Annotated in this window: 19 protein-coding genes and 3 pseudogenes; 14 read left to right on the top strand and 8 right to left on the bottom strand. The window is 65.5% G+C overall.

Annotation, left to right across the window (positions count from 1 at the left end; all coding sequences use genetic code 11):
* Window positions 1-171 precede the first annotated feature (171 nt).
* The 8 genes from OXQ33_RS06465 (at window position 172) to OXQ33_RS06430 (ending at window position 9,833) form a co-directional block, all read left to right on the top strand.
* Window positions 172-2,412 carry a TonB-dependent receptor gene (locus tag OXQ33_RS06465; RefSeq protein WP_267433876.1) on the top strand — a complete coding sequence of 747 codons (2,241 nt, stop codon included), beginning with the start codon at window positions 172-174 and terminating at the stop codon, window positions 2,410-2,412.
* Window positions 2,413-2,429: 17 nt separating this feature from the next.
* Window positions 2,430-4,232 (top strand): ABC transporter ATP-binding protein/permease, encoded by a 1,803-nt coding sequence (locus OXQ33_RS06460; RefSeq protein WP_267433875.1) that lies wholly within the window; start codon window positions 2,430-2,432, stop codon window positions 4,230-4,232.
* Window positions 4,229-5,578: a metallopeptidase TldD-related protein gene (locus OXQ33_RS06455; protein WP_267433874.1), complete on the top strand. Its 1,350-nt coding sequence runs from the start codon at window positions 4,229-4,231 to the stop codon at window positions 5,576-5,578. Before OXQ33_RS06460 ends, OXQ33_RS06455 begins: the two co-directional genes overlap by 4 nt.
* Window positions 5,575-7,035: a metallopeptidase TldD-related protein gene (locus tag OXQ33_RS06450; protein ID WP_267433873.1), complete on the top strand. Its 1,461-nt coding sequence runs from the start codon at window positions 5,575-5,577 to the stop codon at window positions 7,033-7,035. Before OXQ33_RS06455 ends, OXQ33_RS06450 begins: the two co-directional genes overlap by 4 nt.
* Before the next feature lie 28 nt (window positions 7,036-7,063).
* A complete protein-coding gene (trxA, locus tag OXQ33_RS06445) occupies window positions 7,064-7,387 on the top strand; it encodes a thioredoxin (RefSeq protein WP_267433872.1) in 324 nt (107 codons plus the stop codon).
* The gene (locus OXQ33_RS06440; RefSeq protein ID WP_267433871.1) at window positions 7,384-8,289 is read left to right on the top strand and encodes a hypothetical protein; all 906 of its coding nucleotides are present in this window, start codon (window positions 7,384-7,386) and stop codon (window positions 8,287-8,289) included. Before trxA ends, OXQ33_RS06440 begins: the two co-directional genes overlap by 4 nt.
* Before the next feature lies 1 nt (window position 8,290).
* Window positions 8,291-9,286, top strand: coding sequence for a thioredoxin-disulfide reductase (gene trxB, locus OXQ33_RS06435; RefSeq protein WP_267433870.1), 996 nt, complete (start codon window positions 8,291-8,293; stop codon window positions 9,284-9,286).
* 361 nt (window positions 9,287-9,647) lie between these two features.
* On the top strand, window positions 9,648-9,833 hold the full coding sequence (locus OXQ33_RS06430; protein ID WP_267433869.1) for a hypothetical protein: 186 nt from the start codon (window positions 9,648-9,650) through the stop codon (window positions 9,831-9,833).
* A gap of 60 nt (window positions 9,834-9,893) precedes the next feature.
* On the opposite strand, the gene OXQ33_RS06425 is transcribed toward OXQ33_RS06430, so the two are convergent.
* Both OXQ33_RS06425 and OXQ33_RS06420 read right to left on the bottom strand, forming a co-directional pair.
* On the bottom strand, window positions 9,894-10,370 hold the full coding sequence (locus OXQ33_RS06425; RefSeq protein WP_267433868.1) for a hypothetical protein: 477 nt from the start codon (window positions 10,368-10,370) through the stop codon (window positions 9,894-9,896).
* A complete protein-coding gene (locus OXQ33_RS06420) occupies window positions 10,343-10,825 on the bottom strand; it encodes a hypothetical protein (protein WP_267433867.1) in 483 nt (160 codons plus the stop codon). The genes OXQ33_RS06425 and OXQ33_RS06420 overlap by 28 nt, the downstream gene beginning before the upstream one ends.
* A 70-nt stretch (window positions 10,826-10,895) precedes the next feature.
* Between OXQ33_RS06420 and OXQ33_RS06415 the strand changes: the two are divergent.
* Window positions 10,896-11,393, top strand: a pseudogene (locus OXQ33_RS06415) (serine acetyltransferase); the annotation flags it as partial.
* A pseudogene (locus OXQ33_RS06410) lies at window positions 11,362-11,904 on the top strand (alpha/beta fold hydrolase). The pseudogenes OXQ33_RS06415 and OXQ33_RS06410, both read left to right, overlap by 32 nt.
* Before the next feature lie 591 nt (window positions 11,905-12,495).
* Here the strand turns inward: OXQ33_RS06410 and OXQ33_RS17495 are convergent.
* Both OXQ33_RS17495 and OXQ33_RS06400 read right to left on the bottom strand, forming a co-directional pair.
* On the bottom strand, window positions 12,496-13,212 hold the full coding sequence (locus tag OXQ33_RS17495) for a Crp/Fnr family transcriptional regulator (RefSeq protein WP_267433866.1): 717 nt from the start codon (window positions 13,210-13,212) through the stop codon (window positions 12,496-12,498).
* 162 nt (window positions 13,213-13,374) lie between these two features.
* Window positions 13,375-14,652 (bottom strand): PAS domain-containing protein, encoded by a 1,278-nt coding sequence (locus OXQ33_RS06400; RefSeq protein ID WP_267433865.1) that lies wholly within the window; start codon window positions 14,650-14,652, stop codon window positions 13,375-13,377.
* Between the two features lie 54 nt (window positions 14,653-14,706).
* On the opposite strand from OXQ33_RS06400, the gene OXQ33_RS06395 reads away from it, so the two are divergent.
* The 3 genes from OXQ33_RS06395 (at window position 14,707) to OXQ33_RS06385 (ending at window position 17,859) form a co-directional block, all read left to right on the top strand.
* Window positions 14,707-14,985, top strand: coding sequence for a hypothetical protein (locus OXQ33_RS06395; protein ID WP_267433864.1), 279 nt, complete (start codon window positions 14,707-14,709; stop codon window positions 14,983-14,985).
* A gap of 34 nt (window positions 14,986-15,019) precedes the next feature.
* Window positions 15,020-15,949 (top strand): DJ-1/PfpI family protein, encoded by a 930-nt coding sequence (locus tag OXQ33_RS06390; protein ID WP_267433863.1) that lies wholly within the window; start codon window positions 15,020-15,022, stop codon window positions 15,947-15,949.
* A 179-nt stretch (window positions 15,950-16,128) separates the two neighbouring features.
* Window positions 16,129-17,859 (top strand): EAL domain-containing protein, encoded by a 1,731-nt coding sequence (locus OXQ33_RS06385; RefSeq protein ID WP_267433862.1) that lies wholly within the window; start codon window positions 16,129-16,131, stop codon window positions 17,857-17,859.
* 318 nt (window positions 17,860-18,177) lie between these two features.
* Here OXQ33_RS06385 and OXQ33_RS06380 read toward each other — a convergent pair.
* The 4 genes and pseudogenes from OXQ33_RS06380 to OXQ33_RS06365 all read right to left on the bottom strand — a co-directional run bounded on the left by OXQ33_RS06380 (window position 18,178) and on the right by OXQ33_RS06365 (window position 23,615).
* Window positions 18,178-18,809: pseudogene (locus OXQ33_RS06380) on the bottom strand (tyrosine-type recombinase/integrase).
* A gap of 413 nt (window positions 18,810-19,222) precedes the next feature.
* Window positions 19,223-20,017 (bottom strand): helix-turn-helix domain-containing protein, encoded by a 795-nt coding sequence (locus OXQ33_RS06375; RefSeq protein ID WP_267433861.1) that lies wholly within the window; start codon window positions 20,015-20,017, stop codon window positions 19,223-19,225.
* Window positions 20,017-20,691 (bottom strand): RraA family protein, encoded by a 675-nt coding sequence (locus OXQ33_RS06370; protein WP_267433860.1) that lies wholly within the window; start codon window positions 20,689-20,691, stop codon window positions 20,017-20,019. Before OXQ33_RS06370 ends, OXQ33_RS06375 begins: the two co-directional genes overlap by 1 nt.
* Before the next feature lie 17 nt (window positions 20,692-20,708).
* Complete coding sequence (locus tag OXQ33_RS06365) at window positions 20,709-23,615, bottom strand: TonB-dependent receptor (protein WP_267433859.1); 2,907 nt, start codon at window positions 23,613-23,615, stop codon at window positions 20,709-20,711.
* Window positions 23,616-23,781: 166 nt separating this feature from the next.
* On the opposite strand from OXQ33_RS06365, the gene OXQ33_RS06360 reads away from it, so the two are divergent.
* Window positions 23,782-24,762: a hydroxyacid dehydrogenase gene (locus tag OXQ33_RS06360; RefSeq protein ID WP_267433858.1), complete on the top strand. Its 981-nt coding sequence runs from the start codon at window positions 23,782-23,784 to the stop codon at window positions 24,760-24,762.
* Window positions 24,763-24,799 lie beyond the last annotated feature (37 nt).

The following is a 24,799-nucleotide window of genomic DNA, read 5'->3' as shown; positions in this document are numbered from 1 at the left end:
GTTTGACCACAGGGAATCCGTTCGATCCGAACGCGGCTTTGCCGTGGGGGGTGGCGCGCGCTCTGGGGAGGGGATTGCATGCTGAATCTTACTGATCGTGGGCGTCGTATGCTGGGGGGCGCCAGCCTTGCGCTTTTCGCCACGTTGGGGGCGGGCGTACCAGCCGTCGCCATGGCCCAGGCCGCGCAAACGGGCGAGATCAATGTCCCCGCGATGGCAATGGACCGCGCGCTCGATGCTATCGGCCGGCAATCGGGTGTGAACGTCAATTTCGATCCCGATGCGGTCAAGGGGCTCGCTTCGCGCCCTGTTCGCGGGGCTCGATCGGCAAAGGCGGCGATCCAGGCCGCCATCGCGGGAACGGGCCTGAGCGTCGTCCCGGCGGTCCAGGGCGGGCTGGTCGTCATCAACGACATTGTCGTGACCGCTCGTCGCGACGAGGCGGAGACGAACGTGCTGGTCCGCCAGGCCACTACGTCGGACCGCAACGGCCTGGGCCTGCGCAACCAGCCGCGCAACACGCAGGTGATCACCGCCAAGGCGATCGAGGAGCAGCAGGCGCTCAACATCACCGACATCCTGCGCAATGCGGGCGGCGTATCGGTTCAAGGCAACAGTTCCGGTAGCGGCACGACTTATACGGTCCGCGGCTTCTCGGCGGGCGGTCTGGTCAATGGCCTGACGGGGTCGTCGCAATATGGCGTCACCGCCGGGGCCGATCAGCCGGTTGCCAATATCGAGCGGGTGGAAGTCCTGAAGGGACCCGATGCGATCCTCGCCGGATTCGGCAATATGGGTGGCAACATCAATGTCGTGACGAAAAAGCCGAGCGCCGAGGAGCGGTTGGCCATCGGCTTCGACACGGGCTCGTTCGGGTTGGTGCGGGGTGTGATCGATGCCAACAACGCGATTACCGGCGACAAGAAGCTGTCGGCGCGCGTCATCGGCAGCGCGCAGACGATGGACCATAATTATGGCGGTTACACCGGCGACAAAAACTGGTTGTTCGCGCCGTCGCTGCGTTACAAGGACCGCCTGACCGATATCGTGATCGGTGCCAGCATCAACGAAGCGACGAGCGGCATCGGTGCCTTTACGGTGTTCGATAACAAGACGCGGCAGATCATCGACCGTGATCCCGCGGTTCCGATCTATGCGTCTAATCAGGACGTCAGTATCAGCACCAGTCGTTTCTATTTCGATGCGACACGCCAGATCGTGCCGGGGATCGAGATCGTCGCCCGTGGCTTGCGCGACCAGACCCAGCTGACGTTGCATGCTGGCAGTGTCAGTTATAATCGCTCTGGCGTCTTGACCGTGTATTACGGAGGTTCGCAGCAGGAAGGGGTATCCAACGCCCTCGACAGCTTTGTCCGCATCAAGACCCATCTTGGCGACGCCCTGAAGGCGAGTTTCAACGTCGGCTACAATTACAGCGACGGCACGACCGAGCAGCGGTTGGGGACGCCAGGTTCCACCGTTACCAATCCGCCGCTGATTGAGACCACGATCAGAACGATCGCTTGGTCGCCTTTGGGACCGGTGATGGTTCGCAGCCAGGGTAAGCAGGAAGGTGTGTACGGCCAGGCGCTGGTCGAATTCTGGAAGATCAAAATCCTTGGCGGCGTTCGCAAGAACTGGTTCGAAACGAAGGGGCAGACGTTCTTCGCGGGGCCATCGCCCATATCCGTGCAGCGCAAGAATGGGGTGTCGCCGAGCGGTGGCATCATCCTGGACGCCACGAAAGACCTGTCGATCTTCGCGAATTACGGGCGTGGCGAACAGGCCATCTTTACCGTGGCCAAGGATGGCAGCGTCCTGCCGAACATCATCACGACAAATAAGGAAGCAGGCGTCAAGCTGGACCTGTTTCGCAAGCGCGCGACGATCAACGCATCCTATTTCGACATTCAGCAGGACAATATCGTCGTCCGCGATCCGCAAGACCAGACCAATGTTTTCCCGGGACCGGGCCAGCGTGGACGCGGTATCGATTTGAACATCGCCGGGCAGTTGCTGCCGGGATGGTCGGTGCTGGCGTCGCTCACGCGCACCAAATATGCGTTGCTGACGACGAATGCCCTACAGAAGGTCGTGGCGAACCAGCCGCGTGACACGTACAGCGTATATTCGGTCTATCGCACGAAGATCTCCGAGGGGCTGAGTGGCGGCGTATCGGGAGGACTGTATGGACGTTCCAGTTCTTTCGCCGACGTTCAGGGCCTCTATGTCGTGCCGCCATCGCGGCAGGTCGACGCGAATGCCTTCCTCAGCGTTGCCGGCTTCGACTTCAACATCGGTGTCCGCAACATCTTCAACCGGCGCAATTACGGATCGACTTCGGTCTTTTCCTATGTACCGGTCAATGAGCGGCGGAGCTTTCGCCTGAGCATCTCCAAACGCCTGTTCTGATCGGGTAATTGCCAATCATGATGCCACCCCCAGCCAATGTCGAGGAGGCCCGCCGCGAAGCGGGCCTCCAGCCTCCCCAACCGGCACACGAACGCTGGGTCCATGCCTGGCGGTTGAGCACGCGCTATTTCGTGTCGGACGACTGGAAATGGGCGTGGTTCCTGGTCGCCTGCTACTGCGTGATCGAGGTCGGCACGACCTCGGTCTTCCTGCTGACCAATACGTGGCAGCGCGAATTCTACGACACGATCGAGCAGCGGCAGGGCGGGTTGTTCCTCTCGCTGGTCGTGACCTTCATGATGATCTCAGGCCTGGCGATTGGGACGCAGGTCCTGCACAATCTGGTCGGCTGGACGCTGACGATCCGGTGGCGGCGCTGGCTGAACGACTGGTATTTGGGCCGTTGGTTCGCCCGTGACCGCTTCTACGAGATCGAGCGGTTGCGGATGATCGACAACCCCGATCAGCGTATCGCCGAAGACCTCCGTGCTTTTACTTCGATGGGCCTGGATTATGGTCAGTCGCCGCTGAGCATCGTGATCTCGATAATTTTCAGCTTGGTCCGCGCGGTCGCCTTCGCCGCCATCCTCCTGCAAACATCGTCTCCGATCGCGATTCCGCTGTTCGGCTATCGCATTCCGCTGCCTGGCGGCGACCTGATCTGGTTCTCGGTCGCCTATGTGATCCTCGGAACGGTCTTCATCACCTGGATCGGCAAGCCGTTCGTGCGGCGCAAGATGCGCGAACAGCATTATGAAGGCGATTACCGGGCCGGGCTGCTCCACGTTCGCCGCAACGGCGAGCAGATCGCCTTCTCGGGTGCGCAGGCGATCGAGCAGGACGGCCTGCGGCGCGCCTTCGCGAATATTCGCCGCAACTGGTATCAGATGATGCTCGCCAATGCGGGGCTGAGCGCCGGGCAGGACTTCTATCAGAAGACGATGACGGTCGTGCCGCTGTTCCTGACCGTGCCCAAATATTTCGCCGGAGCGATCACCTTCGGCCAGGTGCAGGGCGCACGCGATGCGTTCGGGCAATTCTCCGCGAGCCTGTCCTATATCGTCCAGGCCTATCCGAGCATCGCGAAGCAGGTCGCGAACATCAACCGACTGAAGGCGCTGGACGACGCGATCGATTATCACCGCCCGCGCGGGATCGGCTTCACGCCGGGCGGCACGGCCGAGGGCGTGGCGATCAGCACCACCGGCTTGATGCTGCGTCGCCCCAATGGCGAGCCGCTGATGGAGGTCGCCGACTGGACGATCCGCAATGGCGAGCGCTGGGTGATCGAGGGGCCGTCGGGCACCGGCAAGACGACGCTGCTGCGCGCCATCGCCGGGCTGTGGCCGGACGGCGCGGGGCAGGTGGCGATGACGCGCGCGGGCAAGGCGATGCTGGTGCCGCAGCGCCTGTACCTGCCGCTCGGCACGCTGAAGGCCGCGATCTGCTTTCCCGACCGCGCGGAGGATCATGACGATGCCGAGGTCGCCGCGCTGCTGAAGACCGTCCGGCTGGAGACGCATGTCGACGCGATGCACGAGCTGCGCATGTGGCAGGACGAACTGTCGCCCGGCGAACAGCAGCGCGTGGCGCTGGCGCGCATCCTGCTCCAGCGGCCGAGCCTGCTGGTGCTGGACGAGGCGACGAGCGCGCTCGATGCCGACAATGCCGCGCATTTCTATCAGGCGGTGCTCGCGGCGATGCCGGACTCCACGATCGTCAGCGTCGTGCACAATGACAAGCTCGCTTCCTATCACACCCACCGCCTGCGCCTGCATCACGGCCATGCGACCCCGGCCCGGATCGAGGTAGAATCATGACCATGTTGCTGACCCAGACCGAGGCTGACCTGCGCGACGCGGCGCAACGGGCGGTCGAACTGGCGGGCAAGCGCGGGGCGCGCGCGCGTGCCTCGGTCCATCACGAGGGCATCGCCAAGATCGCGGTGCGCGGCGGCGCGGTCGAGACGGCTGAGCGCAGCGGTGGCCAGGGCCTGGGCCTGACCGTCTTCCACGAGGGGCGGCGCGGATCGGCCTCGACCGCCGCGTTCGACCGGGCGTCGGTCGAGCGGCTGGTCGAGGAGGCGATGCTGATCGCGGACCATGTCCAACCCGATCCCGATGCCGACATGCCCCCGGCGGACGCGCTGGCCTTTTCCGGGCCGGTGCCGGTCGTCTACGCCGACAGCCCGCGCAGGCCTGAGACACTACTGGAGGCGGCGACCACGCTCGACCGGGTGGCGAACGGCATCGCCGCTGCGGACGGCCGGTTGCGCGCGGGTGAATCGGTGGCGGTGGCGACCGAGGGGCTGTGGGCGCTGGCGACCAGCGACGGTTTCTGCCGCAGCGTGATGCGCTCCAACGATACCCGCTGGACGGTGATGCTGGCGCAGGACGAGGGCGGCAGCATTTCCGACTTCGCCCAGTCGCAGGAGCGCCGGATCGAGGATCTGCTCTCCGCCGAGCAACTGGCGACCCTGGCCGCCGAGCGCGCGCGCGGTTCGCTGGGCGCGAAGGCGGTCGACAGCCGCCGTTGCCCCGTCCTGTTCGAGCCGCGCACCGCCGCCACGTTGGTCGGCGAATTGGCGGGGGCGCTGACCGGCGCGGCGCAATATCGCCGGATGAGCTTCCTGCCCGATCCGATCGGGCGCCGGGTGGCCGCCGCGCATCTGAGCCTGCACGAAGACCCGTTCGAGCCGCTGGGTCTCGCGAGCGGCGGCTTCGACAGCGAGGGCATCGCCGGATCGTCGCGCGCGATCCTGCAGGGCGGCGTGGTCGAGGGGCTGTTCCTGTCGAGCTTTTCGGGGCGCAAGCTGGGCCTCGCCTCGACCGGCAACGCCGAGGGCTATTATAATCTGCGGCTGACCAGCACGGCCGGGAGCGGGGACTGGGACGCGATGCTGCGGATGCTGGGCACCGGCCTGGTCGTCACCCAGTTCCAGGGCGGCAAGACCGATCCCGCCAGCGGCAACTGGACCCAGGCGGTGCGCGGCCTGTGGGTCGAGGACGGGCAGGTCGTCCATGCCGTCAATGATGTCACATTGGCGAGCAATATGGACGCGATGCTGAACGGCATTTGCGCGGTGGGCCAGGACGTGGAACGGCTGAGCGCGATCCGCACCGGTTCGATCCTGATCGACGATATGCAGGTGGGAGGCAGGGCATGAACGGCGGCGACACGGCGCTCGACCGCGCGCGGGCACGATTGCTCGGCCCGGCGGGGCTCGACGAGGCGGCGATCGGCCGAGCGCTGGGTGTGCTGGCGAGCGGCGGCGCGGACATCGCCGAGCTGTATTTCGAGACGACCGCCATGCGGAGCTGGCAGTTGGAGGGCGGCCGCGTCACCCAGGGCGGCTTTTCGATGCGGCAGGGTGTCGGTGCCCGCTCGGCACATCGCGGACAGGTGAGCTTCGCGCACTCCGCCGACATTCGCGAGGGCGCGCTGCTCGACACGGCGCGCGCGGTGCGGACGCTGGAGCGGCGGGGCGAGGTGACCAGCCATCCGCATGGGCTGGCGCTGAACCGCCGCTCGCCAGCCCATGCGCTCTACCCCGCGATCGATCCGGTCGCGGTCGAGGATGCCACCGCCTGGATCGCGATGCTGAAGCGGATCGATGAGCTGGCGCGGTCGAAGGACCCGCGCATCGTCCGCGTCGACGCCAATGTCCGCGCCACCGACACCACCATCCTGGTCGCCGAGGCCGACGGGTTGCTGGCGGGCGATGTCCGGCCGATGACGATCCTGTCGATGGTGGTGATCGCGGAGCAGGACGGCCGGCGCGCGCGCGGGCAAGCGGGGCTGGGGCGTCGCGCCGGGCTGGAGGGTTTCCCGACAGCGGAGGTCGATACGATGGTTGCGACCGCCGTCACCATGGCGCTCAATAATCTCGACGCCATTCCCGCCCCCGTCGGCGAAATGCCGATCGTGCTGGGGCCGGGCTATCCGGGCGTGCTGTTCCACGAGGCGGTCGGGCACGGGCTGGAGGGCGATCATCACCGCAAGCATCTGTCGGCGTTCGACGGCAAGGTCGGCGAGCGGATCGCCGCGCCCGGCGTGACCGTGATCGACGATGGCGGCTTGGCCGGACGGTTGGGCTCGCTCGGCATCGACGACGAGGGCAGCGCGCCCGACCGGACCGTGCTGGTCGAGGACGGGGTGCTGACCGGGCTGATGCAGGATCAGCTGAACGCCGGGCTGATGAACGCGCGCTCGACCGGCAATGGCCGCCGCCAGTCCTATGCGCATCTGCCGATGCCGCGCATGACCAACACCTTCCTGGCCAACGGCACCGCCGATCCGGCGGACATCATCGCCTCGATCGATCGCGGCATCTACGCCACCGAATTCGACGGCGGGCAGGTCGACATCGTCACCGGCCGCTTCAATTTCACCACCATCGCGGCCTGGCTGGTCGAGAAGGGCAGGCTGGTGGCGCCGGTGCGCGGCGCGACGCTGATCGGCGTCGGGCACGAGGCGCTGCGCCACATCTCGATGATCGGCCACGATCTGGAACTCGATACCGGCATGGCGACCTGCGGCAAGCAGGGCCAGTCACTCCATGTCAGCGTCGGCCAGCCGACGCTCCGCATCGACCGAATGATGGTCGGCGGACAGGTCGGCTGAACCCCAATTTCCCGAAGGATGACGTACCATGCGTAATGCGACCGAGCAGGATTTCGACGAGATCGTGATGAAGAACGACAAGCCTGTGCTGGTCGATTTCTGGGCCCCCTGGTGCGCGCCGTGCAGGGCGCTGGCCCCCGCGCTCGACGAACTGGCCGAGGAATATGCCGGGGAGATGGAGATCGTGAAGGTCGATATCGAGGCGAACCCCGCACTCGCACAGCGGTTCGAGGTGCGCGGCATCCCGCTGCTGATGGTGGTCAAGGACGGTGCGGAGACCGCCCGGACCTTCGGCACCCTGTCGCGCAGTCGCCTCGACGCGTTCGTCGACGCCAATATCGGGGCGGAATGATGGGTGACATCGCGTTTCACGGCGACCCCGCGATCAAGGCGATGGCGCAGGAGCGGCTGCACCGCCACGTCGCGGCGGGCAGCTTCGTCTACTTTCCGGCCTGGGAAGATGGCGAGGCCAATGTGATCGGCGCCGTCGTCGAAGCCGACGACACGCCGCTTTATGCCGAGACGCTGGGCTATCCCATCGCGCTGGCCGAGACCTTGCCGAAGTTCGTCAATGACGGTTTCCGCCAGCGGGACGACGCGGCCGCCTTCGCCGAGGCGTGGCTGGCGCGGACGCCGGTCGGGGCGGACTTGTCACGCATCGTGTCGCAACTGGTGCTGGACCTGCTCGACGATGCCGGACTGGCGGCGATCACCAGTCGGCATCCCGAACTAGAGCGGTGTCGCCGGGGCATCATGGACCTGCACCGACGCGCGATCGATGGCGAAACCCTCGACCGAAAGGCGTGGAAGACGCTGCGCCTGGCGGCGGTCGCGGCCACCGATGGCATCGGCGATGCGCCGGTCGATCGTCAGGCGGGCAACGTGGTCGAGGCGGCGGCCTGGCCCGGTACCATGCGCACGGTCTTGCGCGATACGCTCAGCGGCAGTGGCACCCTCCACCTGACACTGTCGCTGGCCGAGATCGGCTGGACCACGGAGAACGAAAGCCGGGTCTTCCACATTCGTGAGCAAGCCGAGAAGGATGGCTATAAGGCCGAATTTTCAGGACTCGATCGCCTGTACGCCATTCTCGACGCCGATCATCCGGCGCTGGCCACCGGGTTCCGCCAGCGGTTGCAGCGGATGGAGGAGTCGTCCGCGAAGTGCCGGGCGGTCGCGTGGCACGCGATCGAACTGATGGAGCGGGCCCCTCTCGTCGCGCCGGCTCCAATTCGCGCAAATGCGGAGGCCTGAAGTGCAGAACGAGACCGCTTCCGACACTCGGCACAGCAAGGTCCTGATCATCGGCTCCGGCCCGGCGGGTTACACTGCTGGCGTCTATGCCGCCCGCGCCGCGCTGTCGCCGATGCTGATCGAGGGGCCACAGCCCGGCGGTCAGCTGACCATCACCACCGAGGTGGAGAATTGGCCGGGCGACGAAAGCGTGCTCGGCGCCGATCTGATGGCGCGGATGGGCGAGCAGGTCCGCAAGGCCGGGGTTGCGGTCGTCAGCGACCTGATCGTTGAGGTCGACCTGACCGCCACGCCGTTCCTCGCGATCGGTGACGGCGGCACGCGGTACACCGCGGATACCATCGTCGTGGCGACCGGCGCGTCGGCGCGCTGGCTGGGGCTGGAGAGCGAGACCGCCTATCGCGGGCGCGGCGTATCGGCCTGCGCGACGTGCGATGGCTTCTTCTATCGCGGCCGGGTCTGCGCGGTCGTCGGCGGTGGCAACACGGCGGTCGAGGAGGCGCTCTACCTCACCAATTTCGCCGAAAAGGTCTATCTGATCCATCGCCGCGACAGCTTGCGCGCCGACCGCACCAACCAAGCGCGGCTCCACGCCAATCCCAAGATCCAGATGATCTGGAACGCCGAGGTCGCCGAGGTGCTGGGCGATGCCAGTGGCGTGACGGGGGTGATGCTACGCGACACCCGTAACCGCAGCGAGTCCCAGCTTGGGGTCCATGGCCTGTTCGTCGCGATCGGCCACGATCCGGCAACGGCGCTGTTCAAGGGGCAACTCGCGATGGACGACGAGGGCTATATCCTGGTGCAGCCGGGCTCGACCGCGACCAGCGTACCCGGCGTGTTCGCGGCCGGAGACGTGCAGGACAAGCTGTTCCGCCAGGCCGTCACCTCGGCGGGCATGGGCTGCATGGCCGCGCTCGAGGCCGAACGCTATCTGGCCGGGCACAACACCCATGCGATCGCAGCCGAAGGCGCCGACGCCAATCCGTTCCTCTGAAACGGAAAAATCCATGACCAACCCGCGGCTCGCCACGCAGGCGCTGCCGCGCCAATGCGAGATGCAGACGTCGAAGTCATGGTGGCGGGGCCGATCGGCAGCAAACGCGGCGTTCCGGGCATTACCGCTCGATATGACGGCAGTGTAATGACCGATGACATCCAAAAGGTCGGCCCTGCGACGCTACGGCGTTGGCCGCGAATAGCCGGCTATACCGGTTCCATGGCCACACGGGCCTTCTCATGGGAGCCTCAAGAATCGGGTTTTAAGAATGCATCCGGCTTCCCGATACTCGATCCCAGTGGGAATGCCTCAGCCGTTTCGCGAACCGACGCCAAGCGAGGCATCACCGGAAGCAAGAATGGTTCGGGGCAAAATCATGTTTGGCAGGAACGGCAGCCATCGGGACGCAGTGGCGTTATCAAGCGCCGCCCTTGGCGATGCCAGTGCGGATGAAGCGTTTCCGCGCACAGGCGACAACGTCGTTCCACGCTACACTGCGAAATTCCAGGCGATCAAGGTCGGCCTTCAGCGTTTCGGTGGATGACCCTTGCCCGTAGCGGCCCCCTACCGACACCGGAGCGTGGCCGGCAAGCTGGTCGAGGCCCTAATGGTCGATCCTGAGCCGCCGTCCCTCACGCTTCATAGTGTGGCGGATGGAGTAAAAGGACTTATCCGGTTCATGGGTGCGGAGCTTGCGCAAGGCGTCGTCGATCCGGCGTGACAGATATTTGTACCGGTCGCCATACTTGTCGGCCTCGAGATCGTCGAACAGCCACTCCGCGCCACGGTCCCGCTGATGGTGGGCGAAGTCGACAAAGCCCGCTTCCAGCAGGATCCAGTGGATCGGCACGTCGCGGACCGAGGTGCGCGTCTTTTGTCGCCGCGGGCGCGTTTCATTGTTCATGGCAGCGGTGGGGCGGATGCGGCGATCCCGGCGGAACCGCATGACCCATTCGCCGTCATCCTGCACGATCTCGCTCGGGCGCGATCCGTGAAACGGTGCCAGGAACAGAACCCAGAACATCGTGTCGTAGCAGGCATCGGGATCGGTCATCAGCGGCGAGGCATAGATGCGCCGCATGTCCTCAGCCGAAAGTGGTCGCATTCGTGGCCCTCCCAGGCGGCCCCTTCGACGGAGATACCTTGCGCCGGATTGCCGGCAATCCACTCCGCATCCTTGGCCACGCTCAGGATCGCGCGAAGGGCGGTCAGCTGCTTGCCGACCATCGGTGGCGACAGCGTCGGCAACGCTTTCGCATGCGCCAACTCGATCTGCTCGGTCAGCGGCAGCGCGCTGACGGCTTTCTTGGGGCGGAACGGCAGTTGCTCGACCAGCGAGATGAACATACGCACCATCGCGGGCGTGATCGCTTCGACCATGCTGGTGCCGGTGAGTTCCTCGAAGCGCGCGATCGCCTTGCCGAACTCGTCTGTAGTCTTGTCCTTGCCGATGATCCGTTTGCGCTTGCGCCAGAGATTGAAGGCTTCGGACAGCGTGTGATGATGGGCCGGTGCAGGGCAGAGTGGTGCTGCCAAAAACGTCGGTGGCGCCGGCGCTATCGCTCACGCGGCAACGCTGTTCATCGCCGACGTGACGACGGGGTTCTACCGGCTCGGCGTCCCGCTGGTCGCGCGCATCGTCGCCGAACTGGCGCATTCGGCGACCGGCATCGACATCCACCCCGCCGCCGCGATCGGGGAACGCCTCTTCATCGACCATGGCACCGGCGTCGTCATCGGCGAGACCGCGGTGATCGGCAGCCATGTGCGCCTGTATCAGGCGGTGGCGCTGGGCGCGCGCAGCTTTCCGGCTGAGGAGGACGGCTCGCTGGTCAAGGGGCTGCCGCGCCATCCGATCGTCGAGGACCGCGTCGTGATCTATGCCGGCGCGACGGTGCTGGGCCGGGTCACGATCGGTGCCGGCGCGGTGATTGGCGGCAGCGTGTGGCTGACCGAGAGCGTGCCGCCCGGTGCCATCATCCATCAGGCTTTCGCCGAGCGCGAGACGGCGGGCAGTCCCGTGCCGACTGGCCACGTTACGGAAGGCTCGCCCGGTCGACAAGACGGAGGGGGTGGTACGATGTCTCATCATACCTGGGCTTAATGGCTCGGGCCCCGATCATTGGCAGACGCGCTGGCAGCGATGTCGCGACGATTGCATTCGCGTCGAGTTGGGCGATTGGGAAGCGCCCACGCGCGCAGGGTGGATCGCCGCGATCGACGATGCTGTGTCTCGAGAGGAAGGCTCGGTCGTGCTGGTCGGGCACAGTCTTGGGTGCCTTGCGATCGTCTGGTGAGCCGCGCAGGCCGGGCCAGCCGGGCGGGCGAAGGTGCTGGGCGCGATGCTGGTCGCGCCGCCCGATGTGGGGCAGCAGGGCTGCGACCTGCGCCTCCTTCGCTTCGCGCCCCTGCCGCCCGGCCCGCTGCCATTTCCGTCACTGGTCGTGGCGAGCACCAACGATTGATACGCGAGTCTCGCGCGATCCCGCAAATTGGCTCAGGACCTGAGAGCGGCCTTCGCTGACATTGGTCGTGCTGGTCATATAAACGCGACGTCTGGCCTCGGCGATTGGCCGCAGGGCCAGGCGTCGCTCGCTACGGTGATTGCGAGTTAGTTGAGGCGACCGCGCATCCTATCGGCCGGCCGGTTCCGTTGACCGCGCCTCGCTTTCAGCGGAGAACGGAGCGACGAATTTTGAAAAGCGGTGGACGCCCTCTGAATCCGCCTTTGTAGCTATCCCGCTTATAGCGGGAAACCTGATGCTCGCCGGAGAACAGACCTCAAGTCGCCGCGCGCGCTTACCGTTCCAACCCGCCCCCGAACGCCGGACCCGCCAATGCCAAAATGTCGGCTCTTGTCAGAAGCCGCCATTTAGCGAGCCGGTTCGAAATGATGGCTTCGTCCCAAATTCCGCCGATCGAACGCCCGCTGACAAACATAAACTTCTGGCGGCTCTTGGCTGTCACAGTCAATCGGCTGAACGACGCGAGTGGGTCATCGGCCCCGATCATCCTTCCACCGCAAGCTCGATGTATCCGGCACGATTTATGTAAGAGTGGGACATTCAGCCAAAATAACCTGTTTCCTGCTCAAACGCAGTTCGTACAGGTGGGCAAGTTCTAGATGTATCCGCCTTGCGCATTCATCCCGAGCCGCCCGCGCGCGTTCGCGTTCAGCGCGAGCGCGGTTTTGCAGAAACAATTGATCAGAGCAGGTCATAGTCGCTCCTTTCAATGCTGCCGTGTGCAGCATCGAATCCTCCAGCACGATGAAGACCGGCCACGTCGAGGATTGCTACGTGGCGGTTCCGCACGACGAGCAGGCCTTCGCCGCGCAGCCGTCCGAGAACACGGTTGATGTGGACCGGCGTAAGCCCGAGAATGTCAGCGAGATGCTCCTGCGTGAACGGCCAATCGAACCCGTTATTCTCTGTCAGGCCGAAGCCGGCCAGTCGTGCATGCGTTTCCGCCATCAGGTAGGCTAAGCGCTCTCGTGCATCGCGACGGCCAAGGCTGACCAGCCGGGCACGAAGGCGACGTGTCACGTCGCCTTGTTGTATTTGCTGACCGCGATACACCAGCGTGCGCGTTTTTTCGGGCAGCAATCCCATGTTCAGGGTCACGATGCGTGTTGGATCGCAGGCCTCGATGGGAGGCGCATGCCTTTCCTCGCGAGCGGAAGTGTAGCAAAAATCGCCTGGGGCAATCAGGTCGGTAATCTGGCACGCGCCATCCTGTAGAAGCTGCGAACGGAAGCCCCAACCGGCAACGAGAACATGCGCGGTTTCGGCTGATGATCGTGCGGGAAAGCAGTGCCTGCTCTTCACCTTATGGATTTGCGTCACCGCATCCATGATGTCCGATGCGTCGCACTCGCCGCCGGTGTCGTACCGCAACAACGCCTGGATGAGCGTGTTTGCCACGCGGTTTCCGCGGGGCGTCCGGCTCGATCGGTTCGCACGGGAGCCTGGCGAGTTGAAGGGGCCGTTGAACGAAGCTTCGGTCTGAAGATGTATCATAGCTTCACCCCATGAAGGTGAAGCTATGCTCATGCGTCGCCGGACCCGGCGGGATCAGGACAATCCCTAGGTAGGCTTCCGGACCTTCGCACCCGCCTTCGACGGTGACAGCCCGGCGGCGAGCGCGATCTGGCCGAGCTCGGTCAGGCTGCCGGCGCCGAGCTTGCTCATCACCTGGGCACGATGCAGTTCGACGGTTCGCGGGCTGATGCCGAGCGCCTGGGCGATGACCTTGTTCGTGCCCCCGTCGATCAATCCGACGAGCACCTCCCGCTCGCGCGAGGTCAATCGGCCGATCTGCGCACCGACTTCCTGGTCTCGCGTCGGCGAACCTGTCGTCGGGTGGCACTCCGCCAACGCCGCGGCGAGCCTCTGCCGCAGCAGCGCCTCTTCGTCGAACAGGAGATAGTCGATCGCACCGGCCTTCATCGCGGTCACCGCCGACGCGGCGCTAGCCTCCGGCTCGTCCAGTGCTATCGCCGGCAAGGCGATCGATCGGGCCTTGAGTTCACGCGGAATGGAGAGGCCTTCGTCCCGCGCTTTGCGAAGGTCGACCAGAACGCAGCCCGGCGCCAGGACCGGCGCGATGTCGAGGAAGGCGCCTGCGCTTTCGAAGATGCGAACCCGGTAGTCGGTCGCGCGCACCAGCCGCGCGAGGTGGCGTGCCTCGGACGGCCTGGCGCTGACGATATACACCTGCCGGCTGTCCTCCTGCGTCAGGTCTTCGGCGATGCCGCCGATACGCATGATCGCGCCGTGATCGTCACGGATCGGGAAGCTGGTGTCGCGTAGCCACCGCACGCCGCCGTCCGCGGGCCGGACGATGCGATATTCATATTGCGTGACCTCGCCGGCCTTCACCGCTTCCAGGGCCCGGGCGACGGCGACCCGGTCGTCGGTATGGACATGCTCCATCCACACCTCGAGCGTGGCGGGGGCCTCGTCGCACGAGATCCCCCAGATCCGTTCGAAGGCGGCGCTGCGGTAGATGATCTCACCCACGGCAGGATCGACGATCCACAGCAGGTTGCTGCTGTTTTCCGCGAAGCCGCGGAACTGCGCCTCGCTTGACCGGACAGCCGCTTCGTTCCGCCGCTGCTCGGACACGTCGACAGCTGCCCCGATGAAGGCCGTCGCGCGGCCGCGCTCGAAGCTGGTGCGGCCGGAGGTGGCGATGTGGCGCAGGACACCGTCGTCGCGTCCGATCACCCGGTATTCCACCGAATAGCGGCCATCGCCGGCCGGATCGACGCAGGCGGCGATCGCGTCGCGCACCCGCGGCAGGTCAGCTTCGTCCTTCTCGACGCGACAACATTGATCGAAAGCGCACTCGATCGACAACATTACGCCACCGTTGCGGCGTCAGCCCCGGTCGCTTCCATCCGCCGAGGCGCCCTTATGCTGCTGGAAACGCTCGACTCCCATTTTCCGACGGCCACTGGCCATACCGAGGACACGGAAATTGGTTTGCGCCTACGTCAAAGCTATGTCGCGGCGGAGCGGACGCTCGCCGGTGCTGGTATCGCGGTGCGAACGGATGGTGTCGATGCTTATGTCGCGGGACGAGAGAGATGGGAACCGCTTGTCGGTCGCGTGGCTCCGGTCCTCGGTTATACTATGGCAGAGATCGACCGGCGCACCAGCAACATGGCCGATCTTTTGGCCGGACCGAAGTGACGATATGTCCCGCCCGTCTTCGCACCATGTGACGATGTTTGCGCCCGCCGATCTCCATTCGCTGGAAATTTCAGGCGTGATGGACGCGTTTCACGAAGCGAACCGCCAGAGCGGTCAACCACTCTATGACCTTTGCGTGGTGGCCGAGACTTGCGAGCCGATCCGCTGCGCGTCGGGGGTGCGGATCGTGCCCGATTGCACGATCGACGATGCGCCCGCCGCGGCTGACACTGTCTTCATCACCGGCAGCTACGGCATACCCGAGACGCCGAGCGACAGGGTTCTTGGCTGGATCGGCGAGCAGGCCCATGCCGCCCGTCGTTTCGGAGCAGTCTGTACCGGCACCTTCCTGATTGGCGCTGCGGGATTGATCGACGGGCGGCGGGTGACGACGCACTGGGACTATGCCGACGCACTTGGCGCGCGGTATCCGGCGGCACGCGTCGATGCGGATGCGATCTTCATTCGCGACGGCGCGCTGTTCACCTCGGCCGGGGTGACCGCCGCGATCGATCTCGCTCTGGCGCTGATCGAAGAAGACCACGGACGCGATCTTGCGATGGCGATCGCGCGCCACATGGTCATCTATCTGAAGCGCCCGGGCGGCCAGTCGCAGTACAGCGCCCACCTTGTCGCGCAAACCGGCCGTCGCACGCCGATCCAAAAGGTCCAGCGCTGGGCGGCCGAGCATCCCGATGCCGATCTGGGTACGGCCGCACTGGCGGCACGGGCCGCGATGAGCCCGCGCAACTTTACGCGCATATTTCGACAGGACACGGGCGCGACCCCCGCCGAATTCGTCCAGCGCCTGCGGATCGACTTCGCGCGACGGCTGCTTGAAGAGACGGACCTGCCGCTGGCGGCGGTCGCCCGCGCGGCGGGCCTGGGCACCGCGGCATCGGCGCGGCGGGCCTTCCTGCGCGTGCTGGGTATCACCATGCGCCAGTATCGCGACCGCTTCTAGGCTCGCTTGGCGAGGGCGACCCGGAGATTGTCCGGATCGGGACGCGCTTTGGCCGGATCCGGTCCCGCCCCCCGGTTGCCGGCCGTCCGGCCATTCCGCACAAGCGCCAGTCCTTGTTGCGCTTTCTTCCGTCCGTCCCCGTGGCGGTGTGGCGTAGCCCAAGCCAGTAGCCATGCGCCATGCTTCGTCTGCCGTTCCTCGACCATCGACCAGTGCCGTCAGCCGATCCCGAAACCGGGGGGATCGCGCCCGAGCTGTTCGCGCAGCTCGCCGACCATGCCGGCGACGCGATCCTGATCGCGGACATCGGCAAGCCTGGTCAGGCCATCGTCTATGCCAATGCCGCGTTCGAACGGCTGACCGGCTATCGACCGGATGAGGCGATCGGCAAGAACTGCCGCTACCTGCAGGGCGCCGACCGCCTCCAGCCGGAAATCGATCACATCCGCGAAGCGATCGCCACTGGCACCGATTGCGAGGTCCGCCTGCGCAACTATCGCAAGGATGGCACTCTGTTCTGGAACCATGTGCGGCTGACGCCGCTTGGACCACGCGGAACTCCGACCCATTATGCGGGCGTCCTGCGCGATGTGACTGATCTTGTCGAAGCGGAAGCGCGGGTCGAGACCGTCACCAACCGCGACGCGCTGACCGGCTGCCTGAACCGCGACGGAATGCTCGCTGCGCTGCGGCCGCTCTGCGCGGATAATCAAATCCTGTTGGTGAAGGTCGACATCGCCCGTTTCCACGACATCAATAGCGGCTATGGCTATGATCTGGGGGATGCGATGCTGCGTGAAGCCGCGCGGCGGCTCGGGACCTTGGACGAAGGCATCGTGGCGCGTGTCGGCAACGATCAGTTCGCGATCGTCTTCACTCTCGGCAAGGATGCAAGCCCTGCGAACCTCCTCGCGCGCATCGCGGACGGGCTGGGAACGCATTACGACCTGCCTGGTGCCGCGCTGACGGTCCGGTTCGCAACCGGCTACACAGTGGGCAGCCCGGGCGACGATCCGATCATGCTGGTGCGGCAGGCCGGGGCGGCGCTGGCCCAATCCAACGCCTCGCCCTTGCGCGGACCGTGCGCCTTCGCCCGCGACGCCGAACGGGATGCGTTCAACCGCGTCCGGTTGACGGCGGAGCTGCAACAGGGACTCGCCGCCGACGAGTTCCTGTACCATTATCAGCCCAAGATCGACCTCCAGAGCGGTGAGGTCGTCGGCGCCGAGGCCCTCCTGCGCTGGCGGCACGGCCTGTTCGGACTGCAATCGCCGGACAGGTTCGTGCGGCTGGCGGAGGATACGGGGCTGATCCTCGACATCGGTGCGCGCGGGTTCCGGCAGGTCGCCGACTTCGCCGTGCGCGTGAACCGTTTTCGCCGCCGGCCGCTGCGGTTCGCGATCAACGTCTCGGCGATCGAGTTCACGCACCGTGACATGGTCGCCTTCATCCGCCACGTCGTGGAGCAGACGGGCGTCGACCCGTCCTGGCTGACGCTCGAGTTGACCGAACGGCTGATCGCCACCGATTCACCCGAGATGCTCGCGATCTTCCAGCGCGTGCGTGAACTCGGCGTCGGCCTGTCGATCGACGATTTCGGGACCGAATATTCCAGCCTCCGCTATCTCGAACGGTTTCCGGTCACGGAGGTGAAGATCGACCGCAGCTTCGTCGCCGACCTCCATCACCACACCGCCAAGCGGATCATCGTCGGCGCGGTCATCCAGCTCGGCGGCGAACTGGACATCGATATCGTCGCGGAGGGGATCGAGCAGGAAGGCGAGAGGGCGATGCTGCGCGCCATGAACTGCAAACTCGGCCAAGGATACCTGTTCAGCGGCCCCCTTAGCGAAGACCATTTCGCCGCGCTCGCCCGCGATGGCATCCTGCCCGGGTCGGGGCCGGTATAGACGGCGATTTTGCTGAACGACGCTTCTTCTTCTGCGGGCGCAGTTCCGCAACCGAATGGTTGCGCCCTTAGCCGTAGCGCTATCCGGATGAACGAGCGACGGCTTTAGCGGCGCAGCTTTCAGCGTTGGCGTGGCCATTTTTCGGTTGTTCCGTTGACAGCGGGCGGGCTGATGTTCAGCGGAAGCGAACAGTCAATGGCTCAGCACGCCAGCGTCGGCTCTTGTCAAAAACTGCCGTTTATCGAACCAGCTTGGAACGTCGACTTAGTCCCATCCGACGTAACGTCGGCCCCTCACCGGAGGCGAGGAGCCGACAGATCAAATCTCGGTGTTCTCGGCAAGGGCAAGCGCGTCTTCCACGTCGATCCCAAGGTAGCGCACGGTGTTCTCGATCTTGCTGTGACCAAGCAGGATCTGGACGGCGCGAAGGTTACCGGTTGCCCTGAGATGATCGATGCCTTCGTACGGCGGAGCGTGTGCGTCCCATATTCGCTTCGTATGAGACCGACCCCTGTCACCCATTCATCGACAAGCCGGGCGTACTGGCGAGTGCTGAGATGCCGATCATGATCGACCCGACTAGGGAACACATAGTCGTCCACCGTGCCGCCCCGCCGCTCGAACCAAGCGAGCAAGCTGGCGCGAGCATCTGGAAGCAGCTCGAACTGAACCGGTCGGCCTGTTTTCTGCTGCATGACAATCGCTCGCGTTCGGATTTGCCCGCCGCTGACAAGGTCGCCGATCTTCATTCGCACCAGGTCGCAACCCCGCAGCTTGCTGTCGATCGCCAGATCGAACAGCGCCCGATCTCGCACGCGACGTTGCTGATTGAGGTAGAATCGGATTTCCCAAATTTGCTTGGGCTTCAAAGCGCGCTTCGCGCCAACGGTTCTTCCCGCATTCCAGACCGGGCGCTTGGTGGCGGTGGGTTCGGTTGAAAGCATCTCCATGGCTATTCTCCAACGGCCAGCTTGACCGTCTGAAAAACGCATCAGGGCAGGACATGCGGGGATGCGCTGATGTATCTGCCGACCAACATACGTCGTTCTTCGTCGGATTTGGAACGTCAGTTCCTACCGAAGCCGGCCGTTCGTCCCGCCCCCTTTGAATGCCGATCCGACAGTAGATGCCGATCGTCCCTATCAAGGCGAGCGGTCGGCAAAACGCCGACTTGCTAACCGTCAGCCGTTAGTACCCGGCTTGCCGACTGAACAAATCCACTTTCTCCGCGACCAGCCTCCCGAACGCAGCCAGTATTCAGCAAGCTCAATCACTGCCGTTCTGCGCTGCCGGTCGTGCAGATGCCGGATGTCGACTCTTGGCTTCGCCGGGCCGGGGAGCGGGGCCCAAACAAATGACGACATCAAGTCGCGAGGGCAATCGGCACGCGGTAGATATCGTCGGCCTGGCCGCCCAGCGCTCGACACAGGTCAAGCCCGGCCTTGAGCAGGGGCAGGGCCAGTTCAGCCGCATGCTGTTCGCTCAACCGCGCATCAGGGCCCGCCAGGCTAAGGGCCCCGATCAGCCGGTCGCCATGGCCGATGATCGGTACCGACATGGAGGCGACATGCGGCGTGGTGACGCCCACGGTGTAGAGCGGGATCGGCGGCAGGGTCGGGCGATGTTCCGGCCATTGTTCGAAAAGCCCGAGCAGTTGCGCGGAGGCCGAGGCATCCATCGGCCGCTGCGTGCCCGGCTGGACATCGAGGCGCAGGCTGCTGGGCGAATTGACCCGGAACAGGCAGAGCCTGACCTCGCCATGCCGGACATAGAAGGTCGCCGTCTCCCCGGTCGACGCCGCCAGCTTGGCGAGCACCGGCATGATATGCCGCTCGAGGTCATTGCCCTCCTGATAGATGGTGTTGAGGCGAACCACCTCGCTGCCGAGCTGATACTGGCCATCCGGCATCCGCACGAGCAAGCCATAGCGCTCGAGCGAGACGGCAAGGCGCATGATCGTGCTTTTCACCAGCCCGGTGCGCTCGGACAGTTCGACCAGTCCCAGCGCGCCATCGCCCTGCCGGAAGGCGGTCAGCAGCGTCAATCCGCGTTCGAGTGCCGCCACCCCTTCGGAAGCGGGCCTGTCCTTCATCACCGTCGCCATGATATCCTGCCGTGTCTCAGGCGTCGTATAGCGCCGGAAGGACGCCCGCGTCATCACACGCCTTCGCAGCCCAGCCGCTTGAGTGTCTCATCCACCCATGCGCGCGGATTTTCGCCACGCCGGATCTTCTCCATCTGCGCCGTCTCCGCCGCATGTTTGGCGGTCGCGGTCTTCAGGACCTGCTCGGCATCGGCGATCGGCACGCAGACCAGCCCGTCGTCATCGCCGAGCAGCAGGTCGCCCGGACGGATGACCATGCCCTCGATCGCGATCGGCACGTTCACCTCGCCGGGGCCGTCCTTATAGGGGCCGCGATGGGTGACGCCGGCGGCGAAGACCGGAAAGGCGTTGGCGCGGATGGTCGCCGCGTCGCGGATCGCGCCCCAGATGACGATCCCGGCGATGCCGCGGCTCTCGGCATGGGCGGTCATCAATTCGCCGATCAACGCGTTGGTCAGGTCGCCGCCCGCATCGACGACGACCACGTCGCCCGGCTCGGCGATGTCCAAGGCCTTGTGCAACATCAGATTGTCGCCGGGCCGTGCCTTCACCGTGACGGCGGGTCCGGCCAGCACGCCGCCGGCATGCATCGGACGCAGCGAAGCGCCACCGGCGGCCATGCGGCTCATCGCGTCGCTGACATTGGCCACGGGGAGCGCTGCGAAGCGCGATACCAGTTCGGCGTCGATGCGCCGTTCGACGGGGAGGATGCGAAAACCGATCGCCATGGAAAAACTCCGGAAAATTAGAAGGAGAAGCGGAAGCCGACGCGGAACAGTCGGCCGAAGGTGTCGTAGAGCGCGGTATTCGTGGCGACCGGGATCGAGCCGTCGCCGGGCGCGAAGGGCGGCGCCTGGTTCAGCACGTTGGACACGTTCAGGAACAGCTCGGCACCCTTGCCGAAATCGTCGAACCGATAGCCGATCTGGCTGTCCCAATAGGCCTGCGCCTTGATCGTCTGGATATCGACGGCGGTGGGGCCGCGCGTATTGTCATAGCGGCCGCCACCGATGAAGCGGACCTGGTTGAAGAAATTAAAGCCGCCCTTGGTGAAATCGGCCTGGGCGTTGAAGCGCCAGTGCGGGTTGGCGCTGATGCCGACCTCGCCCGCCCGGTCGATCGAGGGGGAGCCGGGCGTCGTCGTCGCCAGCTTGCCGACATAGGACACGACGGTGCGCAGCGACAGCGTGGCATCGGTCTCGAACATGGTGGCCAGCGGCACGCGGTAGCTGGCTTCCACGTCGACGCCGTTGGTCTGCAGTTCGGACAGGTTGATCGGATAGGCCAGCAGGCCCGTCAGATTGCCCGCCGCGTCGCGCTGGATCAGCGACTGTGCGATCGCGTTGCCGGCGAATGCCTGATCGAGCGTCTGCTGCCCGGTCAGCGTGCCGATCGCATCCTTGATCTTGATGTCGTAATAATCGACCGACAGGCTCAGCCCCGACACGAAGCTCGGCGTGTACACCGCCCCTAGCGTCAGCGTGTCCGCCTTTTCCGGTTGCAGCGTGGTGTTGCCGCTGTTGGTGACGAAAATGCCGGACAGCCGGACATTGTTGCGGAACGGATCGGTGACCGTCACCGTGTTGGTGCGCCCGCTGGTGAACAGCTCCGACAGGTTGGGCGCGCGGATGTCGCGCGAGCGCGTGCCGCGCAGGCGCAGCGACTCGACCGGGGTCCAGCTCAGCCCCGCCTTCCAGGTCGTCACGCCGCCGCTGGTCGAATAGTCGGTGTACCGCACCGCGCCGTTGAATTCGAGATTGCGGAACAGGGTGACCTCGCGAAGCAGCGGGATGACGGTCTCGACATAGCCTTCCTTGACGTCATACTGGCCCGACCATGGCTGCGGATTGGCGAACAGGAACGCGCCGGCCCGCGACAGGGCATCGACCGTCAGCTCGGCCTGCTCCTTGCGATATTCGAACCCGGTCGCGAACGAGATCGGTCCCGCCCAGCCTTCGAAGGCGGTGCCCGAGAGGTTGATCGCGGCCACGTCCTCCTTGAAGGTCGAGTTGGTGCGACTGGTGCCGCGCGTATAGGCCAGCGCGGCGGCGGAGGGTGAACCCACGCCGAACACGTTGAAGGGCGAGCAGCCGTTATTGGGATCGGTCAGCGTCGACCGGCAGACGATCTGTCCCGTCGCCGGATTGACCACCGCATCGACCGCGCGGGTGAAATTGGCCGTGATCTCGTTGTTGAGCACGTCGGTGCGCTGCTTGGTCCGGCCATGCTGGTAATAGCCGTTGATCTTCAGCCCGCCGATCTCGCCCTTGAAGCCGCCGACATAGCGGTCGGTGTCGGTCTTGATGGCGACGTCGGTGAACCCGCCTTCGACCGAGTAGCGCAGCATCGACGCGCTCGTGACCGACGGGTTTGCGGCGAAGAGCGCGCGCACCTGCGCCGGCAGGAACGCGTTGTCGCGCCGGATGGTGATCGGGTTGGTGACCTGGTGGCGGTTGACCGACGTCGAATAGCGGGTGCTGGTCGTGCCGTAGGAAGCCTCCCCGAAGACCGAGAAATGCTCCGTCAGGTCATATTCGGCCCGGCCGAAAAAGGCCGCGCGTTCCAGCGGCCGGTTGATCTCCTGGAACAGCTCGGAATTGACGCCGTCGCCGCCGATCTGCTGCGTCGCGGTGAGATAGGAGCCGAAGCTGTAGGGGGAGACGGTGCCGCCCGGACCGAATTGAAGCCCGCGGAACAGCGCGTTCTGCGCGGCGGTGCCGCCGCTGCCGCCGGTCAGGAGGCCGCCATAGGTGCCGATCACCCGCACGTCCTGCGCCGAGACCAGGGTCGGTCCGCCGGTCGGGCCGTTGATCAGGTTCGAACCCCGCCGGGCCCAGCCGCGTGCGCCCTCCAGGATGCCGTCATTCTTGTAATATTCCGCGCTACCGATCAGGTGCAGCCGATCGCCCAGGAGGCTGATCCCGCCGGTCAGGACCGCCCGCGTCTCCGCATTGTCGCCTTCGGTCGAGATGCCCTTGTTGACCTCGCCCTTCAGGCCTTCGAACTTCGTATCGAGCACGAAGTTGACGACGCCCGCCACCGCGTCGGACCCATAGGCGGCGGATGCGCCACCGGTGACGATGTCGACGCGCTGGATCAGGCCGGACGGCAGCAGGTTGACGTCGACGGTGCCGAACTGGCTGGCCGCCACGAAGCGCCGCCCGTCGAGCAACGTCAGCGTACGCGCCGCGCCGAGATTGCGGAGGTTGAGGAAAGCCTGGCCACCACCCTGGGTGCCGCTTGCGCGCTGCGGGCCGCTGGTCGCGGTCAGGGCGGGAATGGTCCGCAGCGAGTCCGCGATGGTCGAGGGCGATGCCTTTACCAGCTGATCGGCATTCAGGACCGTCACCGGCGTGGGGGTGGTGAAACCACTGCGGCCGATCCGCGACCCGGTCACGATGATGTCTTGTTCCGCCTGGGGCGAGGCGGTGTCGTCGGGTGCAACCTCGGCTGCCTGCCCTTCCTGGGTCTGGATGGCCTCCGGTACGGTCTGCGGGGTCGCCTGCGCGTCGGTGGTAACGGCGGCGGCGGGGGCCGCAGGGACCACGGGAACCGCCTGGCCCTGCGCGGACGTGGCGATCATCAACGTCGACGCGGCACTCGCAAGCAACAGGGCGCGAATCGGCACGGGCGGACGGGCATGGAAGCGCATGAAAACCTCTCCTGAAGGCGTCCGTTTTTCGGATCGTGGCGCCATAACTACACAAAACACTTTAGTGGGCAACAGCATTTCGAAACGGCGTTGCAAAAAAATTGGACGGGGTTAGGTTGAGGATCAACGAGCATCGAGACTCGTGGGACGAGGAGCCTTCATGACCATGCAATATTCCGTCCTTGTCATCGGCGGGGCGGTAGCTCCGGCAGCGCAAGACGCGGCCCTGACGCGTGGGATCGCGCTATCGTCGTGCAAACCCTATCCGGACGCTGGCGAGCTGGCCGATGCCGCCAATGCGGTGGCGGCCGACGCGCTTGTCGTGCGACTGGGGCGGGTGCCCCGCGAGGCGATGGCACGGATGCACAGCGTCAGGATGATCGCCAAACATGGCGTGGGCATCGATGGCATCGACGTGGCCGCGGCGTCCGAACGCGGAATCCCGGTCGTGGTCGCGGGCGGCGCCAATGCGCAATCGGTCGCGGAACAGGGGCTAGCGCTGCTCCTCGGCGTGGCCCGATCGACCGCCTGGCTCGACCGGCGCATCCGCGAGGGGCACTGGGACAAATCGACCTATGCCGGTACCGAGGTGGCGGGCAAGGCGGTCGGCCTGATCGGGCTGGGCGCGATCGGGCGCGCGTTCCTGGCGTTGTTGCGGCCCTTCGGCGTCTCGGCGAGGGTCTATGACCCCTATCTGTCGCCCGACCTGCTGCCCGACGGCGCGGAGCGGGTCGATGACGTGGATACGTTGCTGGCATCGAGCGATATCGTCAGCCTGCATTGCCCGCTGACGGACGAGAATCGGGGGCTGATCGACGCGGCGGCGATCGCGCGGATGCGGCCGGGCGCGATCCTGGTCAATACCGCACGCGGCGAACTGATCGACGAGGCCGCGCTGGTCGCGGCGCTTCGCGACGGGCGGCTCGGCGGGGCCGGGCTCGACACCTTCGCCACCGAGCCCATTGGCGCGGACCATCCCCTCCTCGCCCTCGACAATGTCGTCGTGAGCCCGCATGTCGGCGCGAATACCCATGAGGCGCGCGCCCGCGTCGGCGTACGCTGCATCGAACAGATCGCCGACTATCTGGAGCGCGGGGTGCTTGACCCGCGCAACCATGTCAACAAGGCGGTGCCCGCCACCGTCTGACCCTTTGGCCGACCGAAACGGTGCCGACGCGAAAACG

Source organism: Sphingomonas sp. GM_Shp_1 (assembly GCF_026540895.1).
Classification (GTDB): Bacteria; Pseudomonadota; Alphaproteobacteria; order Sphingomonadales; family Sphingomonadaceae; genus Sphingomonas.
The sequence above is the reverse complement of the archived record's forward strand: the minus strand, read 5'-3'. Positions and strand labels throughout refer to the sequence as shown.